This window comes from Arenicella chitinivorans (genome assembly GCF_014651515.1).
Lineage (GTDB): Bacteria > Pseudomonadota > Gammaproteobacteria > Arenicellales > Arenicellaceae > Arenicella > Arenicella chitinivorans.
Map to the genome: position 1 here is coordinate 17,279 of NZ_BMXA01000002.1, position 23,593 is coordinate 40,871.

Consider the following 23,593-nt stretch of genomic DNA (forward strand, 5'->3'; position numbering starts at 1 on the left):
AAGGTATTAGGTTGAGGTCAAAAGTAAATAGTAAGGCAAAACATAAACGCTTTTTTTGGGATGCGCTGTCCCTTAAAGTTACGGAGGACATATGTCAAAGACGTTAGAGGAGGTCGCAAATGATCTTGTTGATCTACTTAATGGCGAAACAGATAAGCTAAAGAAAAAATACGATAAGAACGTTGTCGATGAATTAAACGAGATATTCACTGGAGACCCAAAGGCGCTTCAGAAAAAATACCAAAATGAAGCTTACGATAAATATGTTGAAAAGTTCTCTTCCTCCATTCCCTTGTGGAAGTTGAATGATAAAGAGTGGGTGCATTGTAGAAAGGAAGTTTGGCAGCGAATTATTGAAAGAGAGAAAGGGGAGCGTAATGATTTTGTCAAATCCTATTGGGAAGAAGCCGGCCGCTTCTTTCTAAGAGCGAAACCCAGAAAGAACGACTCAGTAATATATGTCTACCGGCGTATGGCATACACGCCGTTTTCATCTGTGGAAGAAATACGAGAGCTCTATATGAACGAGCATGTTTCGCTGAGAAGAAATTTGCATGAACAACTCCTATCCTACGCATCTCGAACATACAGAGCCGTTCCTGAAGAGTTTTATCGGGTAAAACTTATCGCTGATGCTTTGTATTGCAAGGAATATGTGGCAAAAAAATCCCCTATGGGACACGCAAATACACCCAAATTTTCGGTTTTTTATCCTCGAGATTTTATAATTCGTTATACAGGAGAAGTCAGAAAGTACCTTAATCGTTCTGATTCAACCCATCTTGAGAAACTCAGTCAAGTTCAGAATCTGCAATGGAATGGCCATGAAAGAAGCTTTGCGGAAGTCACTATCGATTATTTTCTGGGGAGTTTAGAATACGCAGTAAATAACAACACTGATGAATATGGTGGCGTGATCACTGAGACAGGCATTGAAGGAGTTAATCAAATGTGCGAACTGATTGAATCTTATAGTCCAGATATACACGATGAAAATCGAGATAAATATGTCGAAGTGGCATGCAGTAGTATCCTGGAGAATGATGCGGTTAAGAAAGTTCGTGCAAGGGTGTGACAAGACCATGAAATTTTCTTCCTACGGTCACCGGACGCTAATAGCCTAGCTACGTTTTATGCGTTTAGTGCCGAATACATGATTTCTATTTAGACACACAAAGTCACAGGCGCTCCTCGATTTCCGCAAAGCGGTGTTACGCGAATTTGGAAAGCGAATGATTTAAACAAAGGAGAAGTAAATGGAAAACGTAGTTAAGATGGCTGGTAATTTTGCAGCGCACGCTATCTTGAGCGTATCTGACGGGGAAACGTTAATACCGATAGTTGGATTATTAGACGCTGAAGATCAACAGAGTATGAGAAGAATGGTAATGGGCTCTGTTGAGGCATTGGCTGCGGGTGAACACCTGCTAAACAATTTCACTCCAGAGTACAAAGGTGCCGCTTTTATTAAGGATGGATTGGTAACTTTAGAGACTGGAAAGACTGATTCGCTAATTGTAGATATAAGGTTTAGCGATGATAGCGCAAAGAAAATTCAGTTTTTAATACCCTACAGAAATGCCAATCACGAGAAAGGCTTTGCAGTCCACAGATTAAAGATTTCTGAAGCCACAGGCTTTTCTCAAGATGAATTTAATTTGCTAGCCGATGCATTTTTTGATGGATTAGAGTCTCATCCTGAGGGAGGAAAAATATGGAACGAAAAATATGTAGACCAAGCAGGAGTTAGTACTGGGCATTACGGTGAAGAAAATACAGAATTTTCCAATGAAGATTTCGAAAAGCTAAAACAAGCTCCTTTTTTGATATTCTTTTTAGTTGCAGCAGCTGATGGCAGTATCGATAAAAAAGAAGTGAGAGAATTTATGGAAGTGCTTTCGAATCCAGAGATTTTGAACAACCCACTTTTGAATAGAATAATTACGAATGTAATTAACCAGATACCGAGCGTAATTTCAGATATGGCCACTAAAGAAATAGACTATATTTCGGAACTAGCTCAATTAAAATTTATAGCAGATAGCAGTCTACCTGATGATCAAGCAAATCATTTCAAAATTTCTTTGCTGCTTCTGGGTAAGAAAATTGCTGAAGCTTCCGGTGGATTTTTTGGCTTTGGAAGTAAGATTAGTAAAGAAGAAAAAGGTGCGCTGGCAGCAATTGCTGTGTGTTTAGGTATCAGGGCTTAAGCAATGCACGACGGATGCCGGTTTTGAATTCCGCATAACTTTAAGTTAGTTCTGGATTGGACCAATGGTTGGGACACACAGCCATCAGAGTGCAAAATTTGGCAGAAAAGATTGTAATGCAAACTTAACAAGCACGGTCCATTTAGATGTTTCGCAAGTACGATATCGTTAATTAATAAATTCTAAGAAACATAAAACGAGGCCTGATGATGGAAATTTCACTAAAACAAAACCTTCGTATCATAGCTCTCCTGCTGTTTTTGGTTGTGACCACGCAGGCTGTGTACACGGCCTTGCATGTGGTTGCGAATGACGTCCCACGTCGGTGGCTCTGGGGCTTGGAGGCTCTGATTTTTGTATTGCTAGCGGCCTTTGCGGGCTCTATGTTGGTGCAAATAAAAAACTACGCACTGGGCTTTGCCGCGGTGTTTGCCAGTGCGGTATTGAACGTTGTGCAAGTCGGTGTTGGTTTGACTCAATTTGGTCCATTTTTCGAGGCAGCCAAGAGTGCAGAAGCATTTGCTCCCGCTGCAAGTGCCGTAGTTGCTTATTCGTTCTTTATTTATAACGCCGCTAAAGTGTTGCTGGGTTTATCGGCTGTTGTATTTGGCCTGGTGGTTGCCAAGCAGGGCGCAAACTTCCTGGGCAAGCTAACCGCTTTGGTTGGTCTTGTCGCGATCGTGGCCAATACGATCGCCATGATGTTTGGTCGTATTGACGCCGTACCGTCTGGCGCGACTGGTGTGCTCGCGACCCTATTATTGGCAGTTTGTGTGCTTAAGTTAGAAGCCGAAGACAAAGCAACTTAATTGTTGAGTACGCCGAAAAAATAAGGCAACTAGGGCGTCCAGGGTTCAGATAATTACTGATTCGAGACGCCTTATATCTTGGAAAAAAATCTCCTTGATTCGGGTTCAGAACAATAAGGACGCGATTGCGAGCGTGCACGGTTGTTATCAACGTCAGCTGGATTGAACTCCAACAGCGATTCTTCGCTGCGCTCAGAATGACAAGGATATTTGTGGCGAGTAGAACGGAAATTGTTTTTCGTTTCCTTCCAGCGACCTTGGTTTGATTCGAATGGTTAATAACTAGCTCGTGCTGCCCAGCTAAAACCAATTTTTAATGGTGCACCACCAATCGCACGAGGGGGTATCATCTTCCACTTCGGTATCGGTGTTATCGTCTTCACTCGCTAACACCGCGTTCGAACTAAGCGAACCAATAGTTACTGACATAGTTAACAACGCACTTAGTAGCAAAAGTTTGAGGTTTTTCATTATTTTCTCGGACCTAGGGGCATTTCCATGTTTAGATAGTAGACCTAACATAACAAATGTGGCCGGCTATAGGCTAAATATAAGCGTCTAAGTAATCGCTTTGCCTGACTTTGGCGTTCAATATCGTGGCATCCGATGGGTGTCCAACTTTAGTTTGTTAACTTTAGTTTGTTAGAATCGATACTTGAAAATTGAGAAAGTGCATAACAAAACAGCTGATGCCTGCCTGCGAGTGAGAACGGACCTCTATATGGGGCTCTTGCTATTAAGCACGCCCAGTGAGCACGGCGGTAGGTATATCTTATGAAAAGCGATAGTTTCACTGAAGAAGAGCTGAATTATATAAAGGAGCTGTCGCTGCAACAGTCTACGTTAAAGCAAGTCTATTTTTATGCTTGTGTTTTAATAGCCCCTTTAGCTTTTGCTATTTACGGGTTCATAAACAGCGACGTGCTTGCAATGCTAATTGCGTTTTTAGGGCTTATGGTATTTGTGGCTTGGTTTTTATCCCAATCATTGAGCGGGGGCAGGTTGTTGAATGTGATCTGTCAAAAAATCGTGCAAAATTTGGAATCCAGTTCCAATGAACAATGAGTAGCTAACAAAGGCGATGGTTAATAATCCACTAGCAAGCTGTGTTTTTATGCCATTCGTGTCTGACCACAATGTGTGCGTCAAACTATGGCTGCGTTAAAAGTGAGGAATAAGGTTTTGGCTCAGCTCTGTTTCTTTCTCCCCAATTTCTATTTGCGACACTAGCCAATTTTCCAGATGAAAGAGATCATTAAATACGCTGCAATTTACTTCATTGTTGTATTTTCTTTCGGGTTTGTTTTGGGAACGATTAGGGTGCTTTTATTGGTCCCCAATCTAGGCGAGCAAACTGCAGAATTAATTGAGGCGCCATTTATGGTGTTGGTGAGTTTTATGGCGGCGTGCTTTATTCGGAACTTGTCAAAAGAAAAGCTGAATTCAAACGATCTCCTGCTGGTTGGCTTTTTAGCACTGGGGTATTTGTTGGCCGTTGAGCTTTCGGTTGTACTCTGGGTGCGCGAGCTATCGGTCAGCGAATTTGTTCAATCAAGATATTCGATTGCGGGTATTGCGTACTTAGTGTCACTAATTCTGTATTCTCTATTTCCGTACTTTGTTTCAAAGCAATCCAAGGTAACTCAGTAGTTGCCAAGCACATAGCCGCATTGTGGCTTCTCGCTTGTTTATTGCAGCTTGTCATCATTTTTATATGTGCCTCCACATCTATCGTTAAATTCTCGGCAGCCACATACCCATAGTTGCGCCGAATATGCCGAGCATCATAATCAGACACAGCATCACGATTGTGGTGGCGGTGGCCAATTTTTGGATTGCCGAACCTGTAGTTTGTGCTCGAAAATAACACTCGAGAAAGAGTATTGGCATGATATAGACCGTTAGGTACAACACGGTTAGGAAGGGACCTGAGAAACTCAGTGGGTCAAAACCAACCGGTTTTCCATGTATGCTCAACCAAGCCATCATTCCCACGCGAAAAAACCACACGCCGCTAACCGCCACAAACAAACGTAAAGCCCAGCGGCGATGATTCGCAAACTTCCTCTGCCGAGCAAACCGAAATGCCAAAGCCGCACAGGTCAGAATGATGGCACCATTAAGCATTAGCGTTACATGACCGACTAGGTCACCGACCACTTTTTCATGGCGCGTGATAATCATGAACGCACCGCTTAAACTCATAATGACGGCGGTTAATACATAGAGTCTGCCGTTCCACCTGTGCAGTGCCGGCACTTTACTGCGGATGACCGGTAAAAGTTGCAACAAACCGCCAAGTGTTATAACGGCCGCCAATAACACGTGGCCAATGACAGCGATGTTCCCCCAATAGTCTCCTTCAATATGGCCAGCTGGCATTACCGTGTTAAATCGGGCCGTGTCGTTGCTGAGCGTGGCTGTATAGTACAACGCCACAATATAGTAGGAAAAAATAACTTGCCCAACGAGTACGGTCGCAAACCAGAACTTGGCAGCCAAGTTGAGCGCTATGGAGGGGAACGGAGCAGATTGCCATTTAGAGAGTGGCGTCGATTGTGTTGTCATAGTTTTTAGGATCTACTTGGTTTTAGTGTGACTAACAGGGTGCCCTATACACCTTAGGCTAGTGTTCCGGGCGATGTGTTAGACTTCTTTTAGGTGCTGTGGTTTTTTCAACAGATTGGCCAAGTATCGTGATGTTAAGAATACATATCTTGCCGTTTTGGAAATCGACCAGTTTTGTTTTCTGCGGCATGTGTCTTGGTAAAGGTTATGAGAACTAATAGTTTAATTCGGCCAGTGAACAGTTCGGCTCCTATGGAGGGTAGTGCGCCAGGAACCGAGGTGGTTTTTGAGAGACTATCCCACCGTTTCAAGCACATTGAACCGCTCGTTCTTGTTTGGTGGTGTTTTGTCATATCCACTCTGTGCTCGACCGCCAGCAGATTCTCCGCAGACCCTCCTAGTTTACTAACGGTTGGCTTGGTCACAGTAGGGTCTGGCGGTTGTGCCTGGTTTTGGTTGCTAAGTCGGTTACTGTTCCGTGACACTCAGAAACTAAGTAGGCGTGTTGTCAGTGTTGTTCCAATCGTTATTCTTATTGAAGCTACTGGCGCTCTGACGTCCGTCTCTGGCCCCGGTGGTTTTGAAAATGAAGCTGGGCGAGTTCTTGGGAACGCGGCCTCCATGGTATGCATTGCGGCGATCGTATTTACGTTTATCGATGTGTTGCACGGATTTAAGCAGGTGCGCTCTGAGTCAGAGCGGCAATTTAGAGTGGTCTATATTGCTGCATTCAGTCTTTTGATACTGGTTGCCATCCTTTGGGCTTCGGGTGCGAATGCGAACTCAATTGCTGCAAAATGGAATGGGGCTTTATTAACCTTCTGCGCCTTGTTTGCTGTGTTCGGTAGTCGAATCGCGTTGCAATATCGGCTGCGTAATCCTCATCCCGCAGTACGCCATGACGCGGCCGACGGTGAGGCAACTGCACAATTAGCACAGCGCATACTGCAGGCCATTAACGACGAGAAGGTGCTGACTACCTGTAATTTAAAAGTCTCTGACTTTGCTGATCAAATTGGTGAGCAGGAATATAAGGTGACGCGCTGTATAACTGGTCACCTTCAGTTCCGAAACTTTAACCATTTTTTAAATAGTTATCGGATTGATCGCGCTAAACGGATTTTCAATGATCAAGCGAAGTCAAATCTCAGTATCGCAACAGTGGCCTACGACTGTGGTTTTAACTCTCTAGGCCCATTTAATCGTGCTTTTCGGCAACAGACGGGCGTCACACCTCGAGAATATCGTCAGTCACAATCTGTGATTTAGTGAGTTTTGAAGACAGTGCGTTTTTGCTTTACATATTCTTATATAGGAATATAATGAGATAATGCCCCGCACCGCGAATACCTACGATACGTTTACGGCGATTGCAGAACCGAAACGAAGAGAGCTGATCGAAAAATTGATCGGCCAAGAGTTGAGTGTTAACGAGTTAGTTCAAAAAACTCAGTGGAGTCAGCCAATGGTTTCGAAGCACCTGAGTGTGTTGAAGGCCGCTGGGTTGGTGACTGAACGGCGGAGTGGACGGCATCGGTTCTATTCTGTGAGAGCGGAAAAGTTGCAGCCCATTCAAATATGGGTACGCCAGTTTGAGCGACATTGGATTAGACAGTTCGATCAACTCGACGAATATCTTTCTGAAATACAAAAAAAGGATGAAATCAGATGAATGCCATAACGGTAGTACCAGCAACATTAAAGCGAGCGTTCAACGCGCCACAAAAATTGGTCTACGAAGCATGGACTCAGGAACAACACTTATGTCAGTGGCAAGTACCGAATTCCGAGGTTTCCTGCGTTTACCGGTCAGCAGACATCCGCTCCGGAGGTTCGGCTTTATATAAAATGGTGATGCCCAGTGGCAAGGAAATGTGGCTATTAACCAAATATCATGACTTAAATCCGTATGATCGAATTGTTTTTACGCAATACGAGTCCAATGAAAATGGCGATGTTTTGTCGCCCTCAATGCCAAACTGGCCGAAGGAAATTCGAGCGACGATTAATTTGAATGAGGTAGACGGTGTCACTTATATGGAGTTCGTCTGGCAACCAGTGAATCCAACGCAAGCCGAAGCAGACGCTTGGGAGTCATCTCGTGCACAGTTTAGTAACGGTTGGGGCGGTAGCTTTGAGTTGCTCGCTGGATACTTGGCACAGAACTGACCGCCCCGAGGGTCGAAAAATATCACCTGGTGTGGCGGTCCTATTATTTAAGCGGGTTAAGATTCACACAAGGAGATTGCAAGCGAACTGCGCTGACGGTCAGGTATGACGACGAAACTTGAAGCAAGCTACAGACTGGCAGTGGCCAATCAGCTGTCGTTTGTGGCGGCATTTCTCGGAGGCGTGTCTGCCATAATTCTGGTGCGCGTGTTGATCTTCACCGCCAATAAAGGAGCAATTGAACATCTCGTCGGCGCGTCGTCAACTATGGCGTGTGGGCATTTGATTGCGGTGATTTCTGCCTAGCGGTTAACGATTTGCTTTAATCCGGACTTGCCATTCGTCCCTGATCCGAGCAAGTTAGAAACTTTATGGAACGGCATGATCGCGGGCTATAGCATTGGGGTTTTAGGGTTGATCGCGAGTATTGGGTGTCTGGCTGGGTTAGGTCAAAGAGAATGGGGTTGATTACCAGCACCTTTGCATTAATCGCGGTGATCTATTTTTCAACGACAAGTATTTACAGCCCATACTAAGCTTTGAAATCTGAGTTGGGCGGCATACTGGTCAAACAAAAAGCCCCCGGCATGCCGAGGGCTTCTGAGTGAAGTCAGTCAAACTCAGCTTAACTTTGCTCTTCAACAATCCGTAGATTGTTGTTCACCTTGGTGACCGACTTGGTATTCTCAGCGATCGCCTCGACTAAATCGCGCTCGGCGTCGCTATTCACTTCACCGTGTAAGGTGACTTCTGAATAGTGTGTATCAACATTGATGTCTAAGCCTTTCACCGTGTCTTCCAGCAGAAGCTTTGACTTAATGGTCGCCGTGGTGGTGGCGTCCTCCCAGTGTTGTGAGAAGCTTTTGCCTTCGGTTTCGTGCTGTTTCGCGTTCATCTCAGTGTCGACCACCAATTTATTGGTGACGCCTTCAACACCTTTGACACCCTTGGTAATCTCTTCGGCTAACTCGGCTTCGACTTCGCTGTTAACGGTGCCGGATAGAATCACGTGGTTTGCCGCAGTTTTGGTGTTGATTTCGAACGAATTCAGGTTGGTATTCAAAAGAAGCGCAGTTTCCACTTTGCCATCCAACCAGGCCTGGTACGCTTCGCCTTGCCATTTTAGAACGGTCTCTTTGTTGGCATTTTTGTGCGTTTTGATCTCATGTTGGCCAGCCAATGCTGAACCTGATACGGCGAGCGCCAAACCCATAGCAAGGGCGACTGGCTTGATAATGATTGATGTGCGTTTTTGCTTATTCATAGAATTCACTCCTGAAAACAATTTGAGTTAAAGAAATCGCGCTGCCTACTGCGGCGCGGGCCTGACACAAAACAAGCAATCGCTGTGCCAATTTAAATAACGCTTTAAATATCAGTCATTTAGAGTGAATCATTTTGTCGCATCCTGTCGTATCAAACGCCAGTGGTGGATATGCCCCAGTCTATTTGGGGTAATACTGTGCCACGATGTCAATTGCGCATTTCAGTGATCTCAAGCACAGCACGCTGACCGCGCAAGATGGTTTCATCAAGATCGTGGTGTGTTACCTGCTGCTGATCAATTCGAGCAACGAGTGACGAGATTGCGACCAGAAACTGCGCGGATCGTTCTCGTTCCTCAGGATACAGAAGCCCGGTTTTGGTGTGTAAGTACTCCAGATTCGCACGCAGGCGAAAGAGGCGATACAGATCGGGCGCTTGGTGGGCCTGTAAGCTGGTAAACACGGGTCCGCCGAGCTCGTTCACTGCGTCAGTCAGTAACGGTATGAGTTTGTTTCTCAGCCAGCGTGCACGTAGCCGTCGAAACGCGCCATGTTTGTATTGATGTATGCCGGTGACAAGCAAAGCTAAAATTAATAGGGCGAAACTGAGCTTGAACCAAAACAGCGAGGACATGCGAATAATCGATCTGGGTTGCGGGATGCTTACTGTATCAGGTTTGCAGGCGTTCGGTCTGAATCAGTCTTAATAGGTGTGCAGTTGCGCGTGCGTCATTGAGTGCGCGGTGTGCGCCGACCAAGTCGATATCGAAATGCGAGGTTAGTGCCCCTAAACTGTAGGATTTTAATCCGGGAAAGGTTTGTCGCGTGTTTTTGACGGTACAGAACTTCGGTTTGCGAAATGACTGACCTAGATCCTCGTAAGCGGCTTTGATAAAGCCGTAATCAAAGCCGACGTTATGCGCAACAAAAATAGCATCATTGAGTTGACCTCGCAGCGTGTCAGCAATATCGGCGAATCGCGGTGCGTCGCGCACCATGGCGTCGTCGATGCCGGTTAGTTGGGTAATGTGTCTGGGGATCGGGCGACCGGGATTCACTAAACTGGACCATTCACTGATAATTTCCAAGCCGCGCACGTGAACCACGGCGACTTCGGTGATGGCATTGCCTCCGCGTCGACCACCGGTGGTTTCGATGTCGACTACCGCGTAGGTCTGATTCGGGTCGGTGGCCCAAGTGACTTGTGTCAGGTCGACTTGAAACCCAGCGCGGCGGAGCCGATTAATGCTGACCAGCTGGTTAGGCCGCAACACATCGCCGGGGGCTTTAACTTCTTCGAATCGCAGTCGATCTTGCTCGAGCACCAACAAATCAGGGTAGCCATCATGTGTATTACGGTAATCTTGCGCCATACGTCTGAGTACATGTGCTATTGCGCCTGGCGGACTGTGTTTTACACACATGGCGATTTTTTCAATTAGGTCCGAACGCCAGCGGAACAGGCCAGTGGGTTGCCCATAATGTTTAGTGGCGCGTTGAATCAGAGGCTGCAACGCGAGCGCTGGTTGATCATAGGTAGTCAATATCGACTCAATTTCGCCTTGGTTACGGCGATAAAAATCGGCCGCCTGCAGCGCGGCTGGCAAATGATCAAACTCGGTATGGGTCAGCTGTTTGTCACCGAGGAGTAAGTCCCAAAAAGCCAGACCAAATAGGGCTCGCCATAGTTTGTTCTCACTAAATGTGGCTTGGATGCCGCGACGCTGATAGGCATCAATCACACCGGCTTCGACGTCGTTAATGTAGGCTTCGTCCAGGTCGACTTGGTGCGTTGCCTCGCGCAGCATATCGGTATACACGCTGGTGCGCTTACCATGGTATTTGCGGGCCACAAAATCTTCGATAAATACCCGGGTGCTGGCCGGAAGCGCGGTGTCCGCAAGTTGTTCGAGCGTTGATCTCAGCGTGTCTCGGTCACCCGAGCGATACCACTCGCGCACCCATTTCTCGATCGCTTGCGGGTCATCCGAACGACGCCAAAGGGCGATAGCTTGCGCTGGGTCTTCTCGCACGTAAGCATCCCCGAGTGCGAGCACCAAACGGTCATGGGCGGTCTTTGCCTGGCTGCCGATAACATCATGCTCACGAACCTTGTCGGCGATGGCGTTGCGCAGTTCCGGCTGTTGGCGAAAATCTCGATGCCAAATTTGCAGCCGAAAAGTACTGACTGCGTCATGACGAGTGGCAAACCGCGCACTGGCTGGATTGCTGTTATTGCGGGTACGTAAAATACCCAGATCACGCATGGCGAACTTTTGCAGTCGATGTTTTAGGCTGCCGTAGAACAGAAACAATAGGTAATCAATGGTGCTGGTCTGGGTACAGCAGACAAATTCGCCATACAGTTCGGGGCCGACATCGCTCTTAGGGCAAACGTAAGTCTGCACCAGCTCAATGACGTCCGCTTTGGAGCTGCTGCGATTCACCGTCATGCCGCGCGTGGTGAGCACCTTAAGTAGTTGTGGTTTGGTGAGTTGCTTATGGAGTGCCTGCCAGTCAGTGGCTTTGGCCCTGCGTAATAACCCCGCTTGTTGTGCCGCATGGATGGCCTGTGCGGTGTTCCGGATCTCAGGGTAAGCCAATGAACTGGCTTTCAGGTATTTTGGTTTGCGGCTTAAGCAGCGAACCAGTAGACACTGGGCGTCTTGGTTAAGCGCGTCAAAGGTCTCGAGATACTGCGTATGCTCGGGCAGCAAGAGATGTGCACAGGTCTCACGCACATAGGCGAACAATTCCTGAGCATGGTCCAGATAGTATTTCTCCGGCAGTTTGGCGGGCGAGATTGACGGCATTTCTTTGATTCGGTTTTATTTCGATACTATATTTATATACAGTATATTTCAAGCGACTCAGTCAGACGTTTATTCCGCTTGCGGCTCGTGCTAAGTTCTCGCCTTTAAACCTTCAATTCACTCAACATACAGAGGCGACACGGTGGCACAGCAGCGCGCAATGTTTTTTGGTCTGGCGGCCGTTTTATGTTGGTCTACGGTAGCCACTGCGTTTAAGCTCAGTTTGCAGCACTTGACGCCGACCCAATTGATCCTGGTCGCATCATTGACGTCATGGCTATTCTTACTCGGTGTGCTGGCGGTGCAGGGCAAGTTTCGCGCTTTATTCCGCCAATCGTCACGTCACTATCTAAACGCGTTGCTGTTTGGTTTACTCAACCCCGCACTTTATTACTGCCTATTGTTCACTGCGTATGCGCGCTTGCCAGCGCAGGAAGCGCAGGCGATTAATTACAGCTGGGCGATTGTGATGTCATTTTTGGCGGTGCCAATTCTCGGTCAAAAATTAACCCGAGCAGATTTGTTTGCCGCGCTCATTTGTTACTTCGGTGTGGTGATTATTGCGACGCGCGGTGATGTATTAGGCATGCAGTTTGAAGATACATTCGGGTTGGTGTGTGCCTTATTGAGTACCTTGGTGTGGGCATTGTATTGGATTCTCAACCGTCGTCAGGAGCAGGATGCGATTTTAGGTTTGTGCTTGAATTTCAGTTTTGCATTGCCGGTGTTGGGTTTGTACGCGTGGTGGAGCGGTGAATTGCTGGCACTGTTTAATTCGGTTGCCTGGCAGGGTTGGGCTGGTGGTATCTATGTTGGGATGTTTGAAACTGGCTTGGCATTTTTGTTCTGGTTGCAAGCAATGAAATTGGCGACCAATACTTCGCGGATCGCCAATCTGATTTTTATTTCACCGTTTGTGTCTTTGGTGTTGATCGCGGTGATTCTGAAAGAACCAATCTTGATCAGTACCCTGGTCGGTCTGGGTTTAATTCTCACTGGCCTAGTGGTGCAGCAGCGCTATTCGCAGTAGGGTGGATTCGGACCACAGGTCAAGATGTGCTCTAATAGGCGCATAATTCAAACTCGCGGTGTTCGCCGATTAAGCGTGTTCACTGCGTAGTGTCGTAGTCGACGAAGAGGCAATGAATGCGAGATAAAACCAAGCTGGTGACGGTGGGGCGAGATAAAGCCGCGACCGGTGCCAGTGTGAATCCCCGAATAGCACGTGCGTCAACCATATTATTTGATTCGGTAGCCGACATGCAGCGGGCGTTTGCGGGCAAGGACCAAGGTGTGGAGTTTTACGGTCGACGTGGTACGCAAACCACCTTTGCACTCACTCAGGCGATGCGCCAACTGGAAAACGCGGCGGGCAGCTACATTTACCCCTGTGGCACAGCCGCCATCACGGCCGCATTGCAATCGTTTCTAGCGGCTGGCGATCATCTGCTGGTGGTGGATTCGGTTTACGAGCCGACGCGCGAGTTTTGTGATGGGACTTTAGCGCGCTTCGGAGTCGAAACCACGTATTACGACCCCTTGGTTGGCGCCGATATTATTGAATTGATAAAACCCAATACCAAGGTGATTTTCCTTGAATCACCCGGTAGCTTAACGATGGAAGTACAGGACGTTCCCGCGTTAGCTCACGTGGCCCGTCAGCGCGGCATTACCACGATCATTGATAATACCTACGCCAGTCCACTAAATTTTAAGCCTTTGGATGTTGGTGTGGATATTGTGGTGCATTCGGCGACCAAGTATTTAAATGGCCATTCCGATGTGATGCTCGGCGTCGCCAGCGCCACAGAGTCGCACTGGCCACAATTGCAGGCACGCAGTTATGAATTGGGCTTGTGTACCTCGGTGGATGACATTTACACCACCTTGCGTGGATTGCGGACGCTGGACGTGCGTTTACGTGAGCAGGCGAGCAACGCTAAGACCATTGCCGATTGGTTGTCCTCACACGAGGCTGTCGATCACTTGCGGCACCCGGCGTTTGCGACTTGCCCGGGGCACGAATATTTTGTGCGTGATATGGCTGGTGCCAGTGGTTTATTCGCCTTTGTCTTGAAGCAAAACCAAACGGCGGCGGTAAATGCGATGGTGGATGGCATGCGGTATTTCAAGCTGGGATTTTCCTGGGGCGGGTATGAAAGCCTAATACTCGCCGCATCCAGTTTTAAACGACGACGCACGGCGACAGCTTGGGACGAGTCCAAGTGTTTGGTGCGTTTAAGTATCGGTCTGGAAGACCCGCAGGACCTGATTGATGATCTACGCGATGGTCTGGATCGCTATGCGGAGGCACTACAATGACGCAACTTCCTGCCTGGTTAAGCATTCTGCCGGCCTTAGTGGCGATCGCCTATGTGATGTGGCGCCGAGATGTGGTGATCGCACTGGTATTGGCTATCTTCACGTCTGAGTGGTTATTGCTGATGGACGGCGGACGCTACGCTCCAACCACTGGTTTGCTGAATACCATAGAACGCGTGGTCGCCGTATTTGCGGATCAAGGCAATACCCGCTTATTACTGTTCTGTGTGCTGGTCGGTGCGTTGCTCGCTTATATGCGGTTCTCAGGCGGGGTACGTGCCACAGTCAACCGCTTGGTCAAGTCAGGCATTGCCACCACACCACGTCGAACCGGGCTGGTGACCTTCGGCACCGGCGTGGTGATATTTATTGAGTCCAATTTAAGTGTCCTCACGGCGGGAATTCTGTCTCGAGGGCTGTTTGATAAGTTCAATATGAGTCGGGAGCGCTTGGCTTACATCATCGACTCCACCAGTGCGCCGGTGTGTATCTTGATTCTGTTGAATGCCTGGGGCGCATTTGTACTTGGGCTGATTGCATCTTATTTTGATCAACAAGACGCGGTGTCAATTCTGGTATCGACCATTCCATTAAATGTCTATGCGTGGTCTACCTTGCTGCTGGTGCTGTATACCGTGATTAGCGGCAAGGTGCATGGCCCGATGGCACGTACTGAAGCCAGCAATGCGCCTGTGACCGAAGTGGAGTTCGAACATCAGGCTGGCCGTGCGCGTGACATGCTGATACCCCTGGCGGTGCTGGTTGTCTCCATGCTTGGGTTTATGGTCTGGACCGGTGGCGGCGATATTATGGCGGGTAGCGGTTCGAAGTCGGTATTGTATGCCACTGCGCTGGCCACCACGGTTGCGTATCTGATGCTGGTGACGCAGGCGCGTTTTACCGGTCGGCAGGTATTGGACGAGGGGTTTAAAGGCATGGGCGAGCTGCTGCCATTGGTGGCAATTTTATTGTTATCGATTGCCCTTGGGGCCAGTGTCAAGGCGTTGGGGACAGGCGTGTTTATCGCGGGATTGGTGGCGGATTATTTACCCTTGTTTATGGTGCCCGCGATTGTGTTTATTGCCGGGGCATTTGCGTCGTTTACTACTGGCACCTCATGGGGCACGTTTGCTTTGTTGGTTCCGATTGCGATACCGATTGCTTTGAACCTCGGTTTGCCGCCGTCATTGATGTTGGCCGCGGTATTAGGCGGTGGTGTGTTTGGGGATCACTGCTCGCCGGTGTCGGACACCACTGCGGTGTCTTCCCTTGCTGCGGGTTGCGATATTCTGGATCACGTGCGCACGCAGCTGCCTTACGCACTGGTGTGTGGCGTCATTACAGTGGTGGCGTACCTCATCATGGGGTATATGGTGGTATAAATGCAGCGCATTCGTTATAGGGTCGCCGGTTTTTCCTTGCTCGAACTTATGGTCGTGGTGGCGGTGATTGCCATACTGGCGACCTTGGCCTTGCCGTCCAATTTGGGCCGCATCACGCAACAGCGAATGGTTGAAACGATCGAGCTGGTGGAGCCCTACAAGGCTTATGTGGCAGCGTATTACCGTGGCAATACTGGCACATTCCCCACTGATAATGCCGCTGCTGGGCTACCGGAGCCAAGTAAGATTAAAGGGAATTATCTGCGTAAGCTGGAGATTCGGGACGGTGTGATGCATTTGACGCTGGGTCAGAAATTGCCCGAGTCCTTGCACGATAAAGTGCTATCCATTCGACCGGTATTCGTGAAAGACGAACCGAGTACGCCGATCTCGTGGATCTGTGGTCATGAGTCCGTGCCGTCTGGTATGCACGCAGCGGGGACGAATTTGACCGATCTGGATACGATGTTTCTGCCTGGCCGGTGTCGTTAAACCGGCGCCTGCTTACATTGACTCAAGTTCTTCCCAGCGTTCAAACGCGGCATCGAGTTCGGCTTGCAGTTCTTTAAGTTCAGTGCCGGTTGTGGCAATGGTATCCGCATCCTGCTGGTAGAAGCTTGGATCGGCCATGGTATTCGTTAGCGTTTGTACTTTACTTTCCAGTTCACTGATTTTGCCCGGCAGGTGGTCTAACTCATACTGCAGTTTGTAGCTCAGTTTTTTTGGTTTCGCGGCCGCAGCGGAGGGTTTGACGTTGCTTTCTTTGGCGGCCGGAGCCTCGGTTTCCGAGGTGGCGTGATCGCGTTTTTGTGCCAACCAATCTTGATAGCCACCAATGTATTCGTACACCTGGCCATCGCCTTCAAACGCGATGGTTGAGGTAACAACGTTGTCCAGAAAAGTACGATCATGGCTGACCAACAGCAAAGTCCCGGTGTAGTCCATCAAGAGTTGTTCGAGTAACTCCAGGGTTTCGTAATCAAGGTCGTTGGTTGGCTCGTCCAATACCAGGAAGTTGAACGGGCGGGTAAACAGCTTGGCTAACATCAATCGATTGCGCTCACCGCCAGACAATTTGGCTGCAGGGGCACGGGCGCGAGCCGGACTGAACAGAAAGTCCTGCAAATAGCCCATGATGTGTTTGCGTTGACCGTTGATCTCGATTTCAGTGTTCCCGGACACATTATCTTGCACACTTAGATCATCACGAATCGCCGCGCGGTGTTGGTCGAGATAAGCGATCTCAAGATTGGTGCCGATTTTGATTTGTCCTGACTGCGGTGGATTCTCCCCAGTGAGTATTTTGATCAAGGTGGATTTGCCGCAACCATTCGGGCCAATAATGCCGACTTTATCGCCGCGCAGAATGCGGCAGCTGAAATCCTTAATGATGGGTTTACCATCGTACGTAACATGCAAATGCTCAGCCTCGATCACCACCTTGCCGGATTTACCAGACTGGTTCAGGCTGATGCTGGCGGTGCCTTGACGTTCACGCCGCTGTCGGCGCTCTTCCCGCATTTTTTTCAGGGCGCGAACCCGGCCTTCGTTGCGTGTGCGCCGTGCTTGTATGCCTTGTCGAATCCACACCTCTTCTTGCGCCAGTTTCTTATCGAATTTGGCGTTGTGCGTGGCCTCGTCTTCCAGTGCTTTGGCTTTGGTCGCGAGGTAGCGTTGAAAATTGCCAGGGTAGGAGGTGATCAATCCGCGGTCCAGCTCCACGATTCGCGTACACAGCGCGTCAATAAAACTGCGATCATGCGACACAATGATCAGCGTAACATTGAGGCTGAGAAGTAAGTTTTCCAGCCATAAAATGGTATCGATATCCAAGTGGTTGGTTGGCTCGTCGAGCAGCAGGATATCGGGTTCGTCAACCAGTGCGCGTGCCATCAGAACGCGACGTTTCATGCCGCCGGACAATTGAGCAAACGGTGTGCCGGGTTCCAGGTCAAATTTAGAGCACAGAGTTTGTACACGTCGATCCAGCGTCCAGCCATCGTGGTCGTTCAAGGCGTGTTGAAGTTCCTGCGACGCGGCTTGCTGTTCGCTGTCCAATAAGTAATATTGTGCCAGCGTCTCGCCCGCCTCGGCGTTACCCAGCGCGATGACGCTGCGGATATCGTAGTCGATGTCGTTGGGTACTTCCTGAATTAAGCGGCCGGTACGTGCTCCTTGCTGAATCAACACGTCGCCATCATCTGGCAACACGCTCCCGTCAATGAGTTTGAGTAAGGTGGATTTACCGGCGCCGTTGCGACCAATCAATCCGATACGTTCGTTCGGTTCGATAATCAGGTCGGCATGCTCTAAAATAGCATCCGCGCCGAAGCTGATGCTGACGTTCTTTAAGGCGATTATGGACATGGTGTTGTGACGGCGTGCAAAACGGAGTGCAGTGTATCATTAAACCATTGTTTAGGTAGTGAGAGGTAACCATGCTGGTCGAACAAATTGCGGTTGGAAACAGTCTGCGAAATTACATGTATTTGGTGGCGTGCGCGGAAACGCGTGAAGCGGTCGCCATCGATCCACTGGATCATGCAACGCTGCTTGAACGAGCGCGAAACTTAGGCTGGGACATTCGTGGTGTACTCAATACCCATGAGCATCACGACCATATTGGGGGCAACGAACCAGTGATTCGGGCGACCGGGGCGACGTTGTATGCGCATCATCACGCGACTGACAAAATTCCCAATGTGGACGTTGGTTTGCGCGCTGGCGACGGCGTTCAGGTTGGCACGTCGGTCGAGCTGATTACGCTTGATACACCGGGTCACACCTTTTGCCATTCTTGCTTTTACTATCTGGGTGATAACCAGGCCGCGCCGGCGTTATTTAGTGGCGACACCTTGTTCAATGCGGGCGTCGGTAACTGCCACAACGGCGGGAATCCGCAAACCATGTACCAGACTTTCGCGGAGCAGATTTTCAAATTGCCGGACGCCACTAGGGTGTATCCGGGCCACGACTACATCGTTAATAATCTTGAATTCACGTTGCGCTATGAGCCGGATAACGCGGCGGCGCAGAGTCTATTGGCAGCCATGCAACAATGGCCAAGTGACACGCACTTTATCTCCAATATCGGCATGGAACGTTTGGTCAATACTTTTTTTCGACTCGACAGCGGGTCGTTAGTCGCCGGATTGAGTCAGCAATACCCTGATTTGGGTGTGTCGCCCAGTGCGGAAGCGATATTTCTCAAACTGCGCGAATTGCGAAACTCGTGGTGACGAGGCAGCTGTGATCCTAAAGTTGGGTCAGTTTTAATTGCAGGTACGCTTTTTCGACCTGATTGCGACTCAAGCGAATGGCATTTTGGTAGTCGCGTCGGGCCTGCTCAGGCTGACCTGCGCGGGCAGATAGGTCAGCACGGGCCGCGTGAAACGGTTGGTAGTCTTCTAGTGCGGATTCAAGTTGTACAAGCTGTTTCAGTATGTCGTTGACGGGCACTATTTGTGCTGCAGCGACCAATTCGTTCAGTTTGACCACAGGTGATGGTACCAATTCATACAAGCGTTGGTATAAGCGCACAATTTGATGCCAATCAGTGGTGTGCCAAGAGTCGGCTTCACAGTGCACAGCGCTAATTGCTGCTTCAAGCTGGTACGGCCCCGGGTTCCCTTGGCTTAACGCGCCGATCAGTCGTGTTCGGCCTTTTGCGATCTGCGTTTGGTCCCACTGTTGTCGGTCTTGCTCTGCCAGCGGTACATAGGCGCCTTTTGCTGATTGTCGTGCTTGTTGGCGGGCTTGATGTAAGGTCATCAAAGCCAGCAAGCCATTGGCCTCCGGGTGTGGCAGCAACTGACAGACTAAGTGGGCCAGTCGCAGTGCTTCATTCGCTAAATCTGTTCGGCTCAGGGTTTGTCCCTCAAACGCTGTGTGTGATTCGTTATAGATTAAATAGATTACCGCCAGCACGGACGCCAGTCGTGTTGGTAGGTCTTCGCCGCTGGGTACAGCGTAGGCGATACCCGCAGCCCGGATTTTTTGCTTGGCACGGACTAAGCGCTGCTGCATGGCGGTTTCCGACACAAGATAAGCCCGAGCAATCTCACGTGGATTCAATCCGCACAGCGTTTTTAGTGTCAGCGCAACTTGAGCAGCTCGGTTTAAGGCTGGATGGCAACAGGTAAAAATGAGCTTCAGGCGTTCGTCGGGGATTTCTTGCTGTGCTTCGTCTGAGGTCGCTGAATCGAGCGAATCGATCGCGAATTGCTGCTGTAAGGTTTGGTGACGTTGTTGCTGACGCCACACGTCGACCAGGTTGCGCTTGGCAGTGGTGATTAACCACGCCTCGGGTGTATCTGGTAGCGTACCGACCGACCAGTCAGTCGTGGCTTTGATGAAAGCGTCCTGTAAGGCGTCCTCGGCGAGCTGGATGTCACCACACTGCGCCACCAAGTAAGCAAGAATACGGCCCGATTTGGCGCGATACAAGCGCGCCAAATCGGTTTGCCTGACTTTGCTAGTCAAATTGCATGACAGGTCTGACTTCGATACTGCCGTAACGCGCGCTCGGTATCTGCGCTGCCCAGTGCAGTGCGGTATCCAGCGTGTCGCAGTCTAAAATATAGTATCCGCCGAGCTGCTCCTTGGTTTCGGCAAAGGGGCCGTCGGTGATTTCAGCTTTGCCGTTGCGCAGACGCACGGTGGTGGCGGTTGAGACCGGTTGCAACGCATTGCCATCGTCAACCAGCACACCAGCGGCGGCAGCTTTTTCGCCAAACTCTGTGTATTGTTGAATCAAGGTGTTTAAATCAACATCGTCTGCATCTTCTGCTGCATAGATAAGTGCCATGTATTGCATAAAAATTCTCCTGTATCGATTGATGAGCGAAACCGACCATAAAACGGTTTCAGTCATCAGACGAATAAACTAACCGAATTTCGACACTTTTGTTAAAAAAAAGGCTCATATTTTTTTCAATTCCTTATAATCACCGATCTATGCCGCTTTACGGCTGTGTCAAATGTGGTTCACCGCACTCAAATTCAATTATTGGAGAGAATAACAATGTCGTTTGATGATCGTGATGGGTCCATCTGGATGGATGGCGAGTTTGTTGATTGGCGCGAGGCGAAAGTCCATGTGCTGACTCATACCTTACATTACGGAGTCGGTGTGTTTGAAGGTGTGCGCGCATACGCAACAGATCAAGGTCCAGCGATCTTTCGATTGACGCGGCACACTGAGCGTTTGCTGCAATCAGCCAAAATCATGGGCATGACGATTCCGTTTTCGGTGGACGAAATTAACGCCGCGCAATGTGAAATTATTCGTAAAAATCAGCTTAAATCAGCTTACTTGCGACCAATGGCGTTTTACGGCTCGGAAGCCATGGGCTTGCATGCCAAAGGCTTGAAGGTGCATTTGAGTATCTCGGCCTGGGAATGGGGCGCGTATTTAGGTGACGAAGCGCTGGAAAATGGCATCCGGGTCAAAACATCGTCGTTCAATCGTCACCATGTAAACAGCACGATGGCGAAGGCCAAAACCAATGGGCATTACACCAACTCGATCATGGCGCTGCAAGAAGCCGAGAATGCTGGATATGACGAAGCGCTGATGCTGGATACCAACGGTTACGTGGCCGAAGGCAGCGGTGAGAACATTTTTATTGTGCGTCGCGGCAAGGTGTACACGCCGAGCCTGACCTCCGCGCTGGAAGGCATTACGCGCGATACCGTGGTGCAGTTGATGCAAGAGGACATGGGGCTGGAAGTGATCGAGAAGCAGATCACACGCGATGAAGTCTACACCGCAGATGAAGCTTTTTTCACTGGCACAGCGGCTGAAGTGACGCCGATTAATTCACTCGATGATCGTGTGATTGGTAGCGGTAAGCGTGGTGAAGTAACCACGGACATCCAGCGTCGCTATTTCGATGTGGTCAACGGTAGGAATCCGGACCGCATGGATTGGTTGACTGTCGTTTAGGCACGTCCTGGTTGCGGGCTACGATAGCCGCATGTCTGAGCAAACAAAAAAATACCTGATCATCGGCCCAGCCTGGGTCGGTGACATGGTGATGGCGCAGAGCCTGTTCATCGATATCAAGTCGCGCGAACCCGACGCGCAGATCGATGTGCTGGCACCAGCTTGGACGGCCGCGATGACGGACCGTATGCCGCAAGTCGGTGAGCTGATCGCGGGGAATTTCAATCATGGAAAATTAAGTTTAGGCGAACGGATTCGGCTCGGTAAATCTTTGCGTGATCGTGGTTATTCCAACGCCATTGTGCTACCAAATTCTCTTAAATCTGCGTTGGTGCCAGCGGTCGCTCGGATTCCACAGCGCACCGGCTGGCTTGGTGAACAGCGTTGGGGCTTATTGAACGATATCCGACGACTTGATAAACAGCGTTGGCCAATGACGGTGCAGCGTTTTATTGCGCTGGGTGAGTCGAAGGCGGCGCCAGTGCGCGCCATCGACAAGGTGCCTCCACCGCTGCTCGAGGTGGATGCGAACGCGGTGCTGACCGTGTTGCAGGCAAATCAACTTGATACCGAGAAACCGATTCTGGTCTTGTGCCCTGGTGCCGAGTTTGGTCCGTCCAAACAGTGGCCAGCAGCGCACTACGCAGCGGTAGCCAAGGCGTACTTACAACTCGATTGGCAGGTTTGGTTGATGGGATCGGATAAAGATGTGCTGGTGTGCGATGAGATCAACGGAGCTAGCGGTGGCCAGTGTCACGTTCTGGCGGGTAAAACCAGTCTTCCCGAAGCCGTCGATCTTATGTCACTCGCGAGCTTGGTGGTGAGCAATGATTCGGGGTTGATGCACATTGCCGCCGCGTTGCAAAAGCCGCTAGTCGCCGTCTATGGGTCGACTGATCCGGGACATACACCGCCGTTGAGTCATAATCATGCAATAGCGCGCTTGGGATTAGATTGCAGTCCTTGTTTTAAGCGCGAGTGCCCCTTAGAGCACCTGAATTGCCTCACACAGCTGTCGCCGCAACGGGTGATCGAGTTGAGTCAAACACTGTAATGCGGGTTCTGGTCGTCAAACTCACGTCGATGGGTGATGCAGTACACTTACTGCCGGCGTTGACCGATTTGCGGACGCATCATCCGGATGCGGTCGTGGATTGGATGGTGGAAGACAGCTTTGCCGAAATACCGCATTGGCATTCCAGTGTCGATCGAGTTATACCCGTGGCGACACGGCGCTGGCGTCGATTTAATCGCGCGAGTCTGACTGAGTTCACGCAGTTCTGGCGGCGATTACGGAAAGTCCGTTACGACGTGATTGTTGATGCCCAGGGTCTGATGAAGAGCGCGATTTTTGCTCGATTTGCACGGCTTCAGCGTGGTGGTGTACGTGCTGGCTTTAGTGGTGATTCGATCAAAGAGTCACCGGCTGCGTGGCTGTATAATAAATGCGTTCCCGTTCCGCGCGACCAGCACGCGATCACTCGACTGCGTCGGTTGGTTGCTGGTGCGTTGTCCTATCCGGTACCCGATAACGCGCCTGATTACGATATTCATTTGCCAGAATTGCGCTCGCGCACGAGTTTTGACCCTAACGGCCAGTTAAAACCGGTGCTGTTGCTGCATGGCACGACTTGGCCGACCAAGCATTTGCCGGACCAGTTATGGCGAGACCTGGCCGCGCATATTACAACGCAGGGTTTTCCGGTTGCGGTAACCTGGGGCAATGCCGCAGAAAAGGCACGCGCTGAATGGATTGCGCAAGGCGACGCGCCGGTGACCGTTATCCCAAAGGCACCGCTGACGGAGGTCGCACACCTCCTGTCTCGCGCCGCTGGTGCAGTGGCAGTGGACACCGGTCTTGGTCATTTGGCGGCCGCGTTAAGCCTGCCCTGTGTGTCCATTTACGGCTCAACCAATGCCGGGTTAACGGGGACTCGCGGCGCACGGCAGGTACCGCTGCAAAGTGACTATGCCTGCTCGCCTTGTTTATTAAAGAAATGCCCCAAACTTACAGCGCAAATCACAACGCCGCCATGTTATCAGCAGTTTGATGCGGCGATCATCTGGCAACAGTTGCAGCAACAAATTATCTAAACTGCGTAAAAATT

At 49.7% G+C, this 23,593-nt stretch carries 25 protein-coding genes; 17 read left to right on the plus strand and 8 right to left on the minus strand.

Going from position 1 to position 23,593, the window contains the following annotated elements:
- Window positions 1-91 precede the first annotated feature (91 nt).
- The 3 genes from IE055_RS05195 (at window position 92) to IE055_RS05205 (ending at window position 3,019) form a co-directional block, all read left to right on the plus strand.
- Window positions 92-1,075 carry a hypothetical protein gene (locus IE055_RS05195; protein WP_189398969.1) on the plus strand — a complete coding sequence of 328 codons (984 nt, stop codon included), beginning with the start codon at window positions 92-94 and terminating at the stop codon, window positions 1,073-1,075.
- A 181-nt stretch (window positions 1,076-1,256) separates the two neighbouring features.
- A complete protein-coding gene (locus IE055_RS05200) occupies window positions 1,257-2,210 on the plus strand; it encodes a hypothetical protein (RefSeq protein ID WP_189398970.1) in 954 nt (317 codons plus the stop codon).
- A 209-nt stretch (window positions 2,211-2,419) separates the two neighbouring features.
- Window positions 2,420-3,019 (plus strand): thiamine biosynthesis protein ThiC, encoded by a 600-nt coding sequence (locus tag IE055_RS05205; RefSeq protein ID WP_189398971.1) that lies wholly within the window; start codon window positions 2,420-2,422, stop codon window positions 3,017-3,019.
- A gap of 300 nt (window positions 3,020-3,319) precedes the next feature.
- On the opposite strand, the gene IE055_RS05210 is transcribed toward IE055_RS05205, so the two are convergent.
- Window positions 3,320-3,490 carry a hypothetical protein gene (locus IE055_RS05210; protein WP_189398972.1) on the minus strand — a complete coding sequence of 57 codons (171 nt, stop codon included), beginning with the start codon at window positions 3,488-3,490 and terminating at the stop codon, window positions 3,320-3,322.
- Window positions 3,491-3,793: 303 nt separating this feature from the next.
- On the opposite strand from IE055_RS05210, the gene IE055_RS05215 reads away from it, so the two are divergent.
- Together IE055_RS05215 and IE055_RS05220 are read left to right on the plus strand one after the other, a co-directional pair.
- Window positions 3,794-4,084, plus strand: a complete 291-nt coding sequence (locus tag IE055_RS05215; protein WP_189398973.1) for a hypothetical protein — start codon at window positions 3,794-3,796, stop codon at window positions 4,082-4,084.
- Between the two features lie 255 nt (window positions 4,085-4,339).
- Window positions 4,340-4,669, plus strand: coding sequence for a hypothetical protein (locus IE055_RS05220; RefSeq protein WP_189398974.1), 330 nt, complete (start codon window positions 4,340-4,342; stop codon window positions 4,667-4,669).
- Between the two features lie 84 nt (window positions 4,670-4,753).
- On the opposite strand, the gene IE055_RS05225 is transcribed toward IE055_RS05220, so the two are convergent.
- The gene (locus IE055_RS05225) at window positions 4,754-5,587 is read right to left on the minus strand and encodes a DUF2306 domain-containing protein (RefSeq protein ID WP_189398975.1); all 834 of its coding nucleotides are present in this window, start codon (window positions 5,585-5,587) and stop codon (window positions 4,754-4,756) included.
- Window positions 5,588-6,208: 621 nt separating this feature from the next.
- On the opposite strand from IE055_RS05225, the gene IE055_RS05230 reads away from it, so the two are divergent.
- The 4 genes from IE055_RS05230 to IE055_RS05245 all read left to right on the plus strand — a co-directional run bounded on the left by IE055_RS05230 (window position 6,209) and on the right by IE055_RS05245 (window position 8,062).
- Window positions 6,209-6,856, plus strand: a complete 648-nt coding sequence (locus tag IE055_RS05230; RefSeq protein ID WP_189398976.1) for a helix-turn-helix domain-containing protein — start codon at window positions 6,209-6,211, stop codon at window positions 6,854-6,856.
- Window positions 6,857-6,917: 61 nt separating this feature from the next.
- Window positions 6,918-7,259, plus strand: a complete 342-nt coding sequence (locus IE055_RS05235) for an ArsR/SmtB family transcription factor (RefSeq protein ID WP_189398977.1) — start codon at window positions 6,918-6,920, stop codon at window positions 7,257-7,259.
- Window positions 7,256-7,756, plus strand: a complete 501-nt coding sequence (locus IE055_RS05240) for an SRPBCC family protein (protein WP_189398978.1) — start codon at window positions 7,256-7,258, stop codon at window positions 7,754-7,756. The genes IE055_RS05235 and IE055_RS05240 overlap by 4 nt, the downstream gene beginning before the upstream one ends.
- Window positions 7,757-7,861: 105 nt before the next feature.
- Window positions 7,862-8,062, plus strand: coding sequence for a hypothetical protein (locus IE055_RS05245; protein ID WP_189398979.1), 201 nt, complete (start codon window positions 7,862-7,864; stop codon window positions 8,060-8,062).
- Between the two features lie 319 nt (window positions 8,063-8,381).
- Here the strand turns inward: IE055_RS05245 and IE055_RS05250 are convergent, their stop codons facing one another.
- The 3 genes from IE055_RS05250 to IE055_RS05260 all read right to left on the minus strand — a co-directional run bounded on the left by IE055_RS05250 (window position 8,382) and on the right by IE055_RS05260 (window position 11,834).
- A complete protein-coding gene (locus tag IE055_RS05250; protein ID WP_189398980.1) occupies window positions 8,382-9,020 on the minus strand; it encodes a BON domain-containing protein in 639 nt (212 codons plus the stop codon).
- Window positions 9,021-9,229: 209 nt separating this feature from the next.
- On the minus strand, window positions 9,230-9,655 hold the full coding sequence (locus IE055_RS05255) for a hypothetical protein (RefSeq protein ID WP_189398981.1): 426 nt from the start codon (window positions 9,653-9,655) through the stop codon (window positions 9,230-9,232).
- Between the two features lie 37 nt (window positions 9,656-9,692).
- Window positions 9,693-11,834, minus strand: coding sequence for an exonuclease domain-containing protein (locus IE055_RS05260; protein WP_189398982.1), 2,142 nt, complete (start codon window positions 11,832-11,834; stop codon window positions 9,693-9,695).
- Window positions 11,835-11,976: 142 nt separating this feature from the next.
- On the opposite strand from IE055_RS05260, the gene IE055_RS05265 reads away from it, so the two are divergent.
- The 4 genes from IE055_RS05265 (at window position 11,977) to IE055_RS05280 (ending at window position 16,030) form a co-directional block, all read left to right on the plus strand.
- Entirely contained in the window at window positions 11,977-12,864 is an 888-nt protein-coding gene (locus IE055_RS05265; protein ID WP_229794152.1) for a DMT family transporter, read from the plus strand.
- Window positions 12,865-12,980: 116 nt separating this feature from the next.
- Window positions 12,981-14,156, plus strand: coding sequence for a cystathionine beta-lyase (gene metC / locus IE055_RS05270; RefSeq protein ID WP_189398983.1), 1,176 nt, complete (start codon window positions 12,981-12,983; stop codon window positions 14,154-14,156).
- Window positions 14,153-15,538, plus strand: a complete 1,386-nt coding sequence (locus tag IE055_RS05275) for a Na+/H+ antiporter NhaC family protein (RefSeq protein ID WP_189398984.1) — start codon at window positions 14,153-14,155, stop codon at window positions 15,536-15,538. Before metC ends, IE055_RS05275 begins: the two co-directional genes overlap by 4 nt.
- Window positions 15,539-16,030: a pilin gene (locus IE055_RS05280; RefSeq protein WP_189398985.1), complete on the plus strand. Its 492-nt coding sequence runs from the start codon at window positions 15,539-15,541 to the stop codon at window positions 16,028-16,030.
- 12 nt (window positions 16,031-16,042) lie between these two features.
- On the opposite strand, the gene IE055_RS05285 is transcribed toward IE055_RS05280, so the two are convergent.
- The gene (locus IE055_RS05285) at window positions 16,043-17,905 is read right to left on the minus strand and encodes an ATP-binding cassette domain-containing protein (protein ID WP_189398986.1); all 1,863 of its coding nucleotides are present in this window, start codon (window positions 17,903-17,905) and stop codon (window positions 16,043-16,045) included.
- A gap of 71 nt (window positions 17,906-17,976) precedes the next feature.
- Between IE055_RS05285 and IE055_RS05290 the strand changes: the two genes are divergently transcribed.
- On the plus strand, window positions 17,977-18,777 hold the full coding sequence (locus IE055_RS05290; protein ID WP_189398987.1) for a hydroxyacylglutathione hydrolase: 801 nt from the start codon (window positions 17,977-17,979) through the stop codon (window positions 18,775-18,777).
- A 16-nt stretch (window positions 18,778-18,793) separates the two neighbouring features.
- Here IE055_RS05290 and IE055_RS05295 read toward each other — a convergent pair whose 3' ends face one another.
- Together IE055_RS05295 and IE055_RS05300 are read right to left on the minus strand one after the other, a co-directional pair.
- A complete protein-coding gene (locus tag IE055_RS05295; protein ID WP_189398988.1) occupies window positions 18,794-20,020 on the minus strand; it encodes an RNA polymerase sigma factor in 1,227 nt (408 codons plus the stop codon).
- Window positions 20,013-20,354, minus strand: coding sequence for a YciI family protein (locus IE055_RS05300; RefSeq protein ID WP_189398989.1), 342 nt, complete (start codon window positions 20,352-20,354; stop codon window positions 20,013-20,015). The genes IE055_RS05295 and IE055_RS05300 overlap by 8 nt, the downstream gene beginning before the upstream one ends.
- A 207-nt stretch (window positions 20,355-20,561) precedes the next feature.
- Between IE055_RS05300 and IE055_RS05305 the strand changes: the two genes are divergently transcribed.
- The 3 genes from IE055_RS05305 to waaC are packed head-to-tail and all read left to right on the plus strand — an operon-like array spanning window position 20,562 to window position 23,579.
- A complete protein-coding gene (locus IE055_RS05305; RefSeq protein ID WP_189398990.1) occupies window positions 20,562-21,485 on the plus strand; it encodes a branched-chain amino acid transaminase in 924 nt (307 codons plus the stop codon).
- A gap of 31 nt (window positions 21,486-21,516) precedes the next feature.
- Window positions 21,517-22,539 carry a lipopolysaccharide heptosyltransferase II gene (gene waaF / locus IE055_RS05310; RefSeq protein ID WP_189398991.1) on the plus strand — a complete coding sequence of 341 codons (1,023 nt, stop codon included), beginning with the start codon at window positions 21,517-21,519 and terminating at the stop codon, window positions 22,537-22,539.
- Window positions 22,539-23,579: a lipopolysaccharide heptosyltransferase I gene (gene waaC / locus IE055_RS05315; RefSeq protein WP_189398992.1), complete on the plus strand. Its 1,041-nt coding sequence runs from the start codon at window positions 22,539-22,541 to the stop codon at window positions 23,577-23,579. Before waaF ends, waaC begins: the two co-directional genes overlap by 1 nt.
- The last annotated feature ends 14 nt before the right edge of the window (window positions 23,580-23,593 follow it).

Bases quoted from the DNA above. Each gene is read 5' to 3' on its own strand.
- IE055_RS05195 (WP_189398969.1), top strand. From the start codon at position 92: ATGTCAAAGACGTTAGAGGAGGTCGCAAATGATCTTGTTGATCTACTT.
- IE055_RS05200 (WP_189398970.1), top strand. From the start codon at position 1,257: ATGGAAAACGTAGTTAAGATGGCTGGTAATTTTGCAGCGCACGCTATC.
- IE055_RS05205 (WP_189398971.1), top strand. From the start codon at position 2,420: ATGGAAATTTCACTAAAACAAAACCTTCGTATCATAGCTCTCCTGCTG.
- IE055_RS05210 (WP_189398972.1), bottom strand. From the start codon at position 3,490: ATGAAAAACCTCAAACTTTTGCTACTAAGTGCGTTGTTAACTATGTCA.
- IE055_RS05215 (WP_189398973.1), top strand. From the start codon at position 3,794: ATGAAAAGCGATAGTTTCACTGAAGAAGAGCTGAATTATATAAAGGAG.
- IE055_RS05225 (WP_189398975.1), bottom strand. From the start codon at position 5,587: ATGACAACACAATCGACGCCACTCTCTAAATGGCAATCTGCTCCGTTC.
- IE055_RS05230 (WP_189398976.1), top strand. From the start codon at position 6,209: ATGGTATGCATTGCGGCGATCGTATTTACGTTTATCGATGTGTTGCAC.
- IE055_RS05235 (WP_189398977.1), top strand. From the start codon at position 6,918: ATGCCCCGCACCGCGAATACCTACGATACGTTTACGGCGATTGCAGAA.
- IE055_RS05240 (WP_189398978.1), top strand. From the start codon at position 7,256: ATGAATGCCATAACGGTAGTACCAGCAACATTAAAGCGAGCGTTCAAC.
- IE055_RS05245 (WP_189398979.1), top strand. From the start codon at position 7,862: ATGACGACGAAACTTGAAGCAAGCTACAGACTGGCAGTGGCCAATCAG.
- IE055_RS05250 (WP_189398980.1), bottom strand. From the start codon at position 9,020: ATGAATAAGCAAAAACGCACATCAATCATTATCAAGCCAGTCGCCCTT.
- IE055_RS05255 (WP_189398981.1), bottom strand. From the start codon at position 9,655: ATGTCCTCGCTGTTTTGGTTCAAGCTCAGTTTCGCCCTATTAATTTTA.
- IE055_RS05260 (WP_189398982.1), bottom strand. From the start codon at position 11,834: ATGCCGTCAATCTCGCCCGCCAAACTGCCGGAGAAATACTATCTGGAC.
- metC (WP_189398983.1), top strand. From the start codon at position 12,981: ATGCGAGATAAAACCAAGCTGGTGACGGTGGGGCGAGATAAAGCCGCG.
- IE055_RS05275 (WP_189398984.1), top strand. From the start codon at position 14,153: ATGACGCAACTTCCTGCCTGGTTAAGCATTCTGCCGGCCTTAGTGGCG.
- IE055_RS05280 (WP_189398985.1), top strand. From the start codon at position 15,539: ATGCAGCGCATTCGTTATAGGGTCGCCGGTTTTTCCTTGCTCGAACTT.
- IE055_RS05285 (WP_189398986.1), bottom strand. From the start codon at position 17,905: ATGTCCATAATCGCCTTAAAGAACGTCAGCATCAGCTTCGGCGCGGAT.
- IE055_RS05290 (WP_189398987.1), top strand. From the start codon at position 17,977: ATGCTGGTCGAACAAATTGCGGTTGGAAACAGTCTGCGAAATTACATG.
- IE055_RS05300 (WP_189398989.1), bottom strand. From the start codon at position 20,354: ATGCAATACATGGCACTTATCTATGCAGCAGAAGATGCAGACGATGTT.
- IE055_RS05305 (WP_189398990.1), top strand. From the start codon at position 20,562: ATGTCGTTTGATGATCGTGATGGGTCCATCTGGATGGATGGCGAGTTT.
- waaF (WP_189398991.1), top strand. From the start codon at position 21,517: ATGTCTGAGCAAACAAAAAAATACCTGATCATCGGCCCAGCCTGGGTC.
- waaC (WP_189398992.1), top strand. From the start codon at position 22,539: ATGCGGGTTCTGGTCGTCAAACTCACGTCGATGGGTGATGCAGTACAC.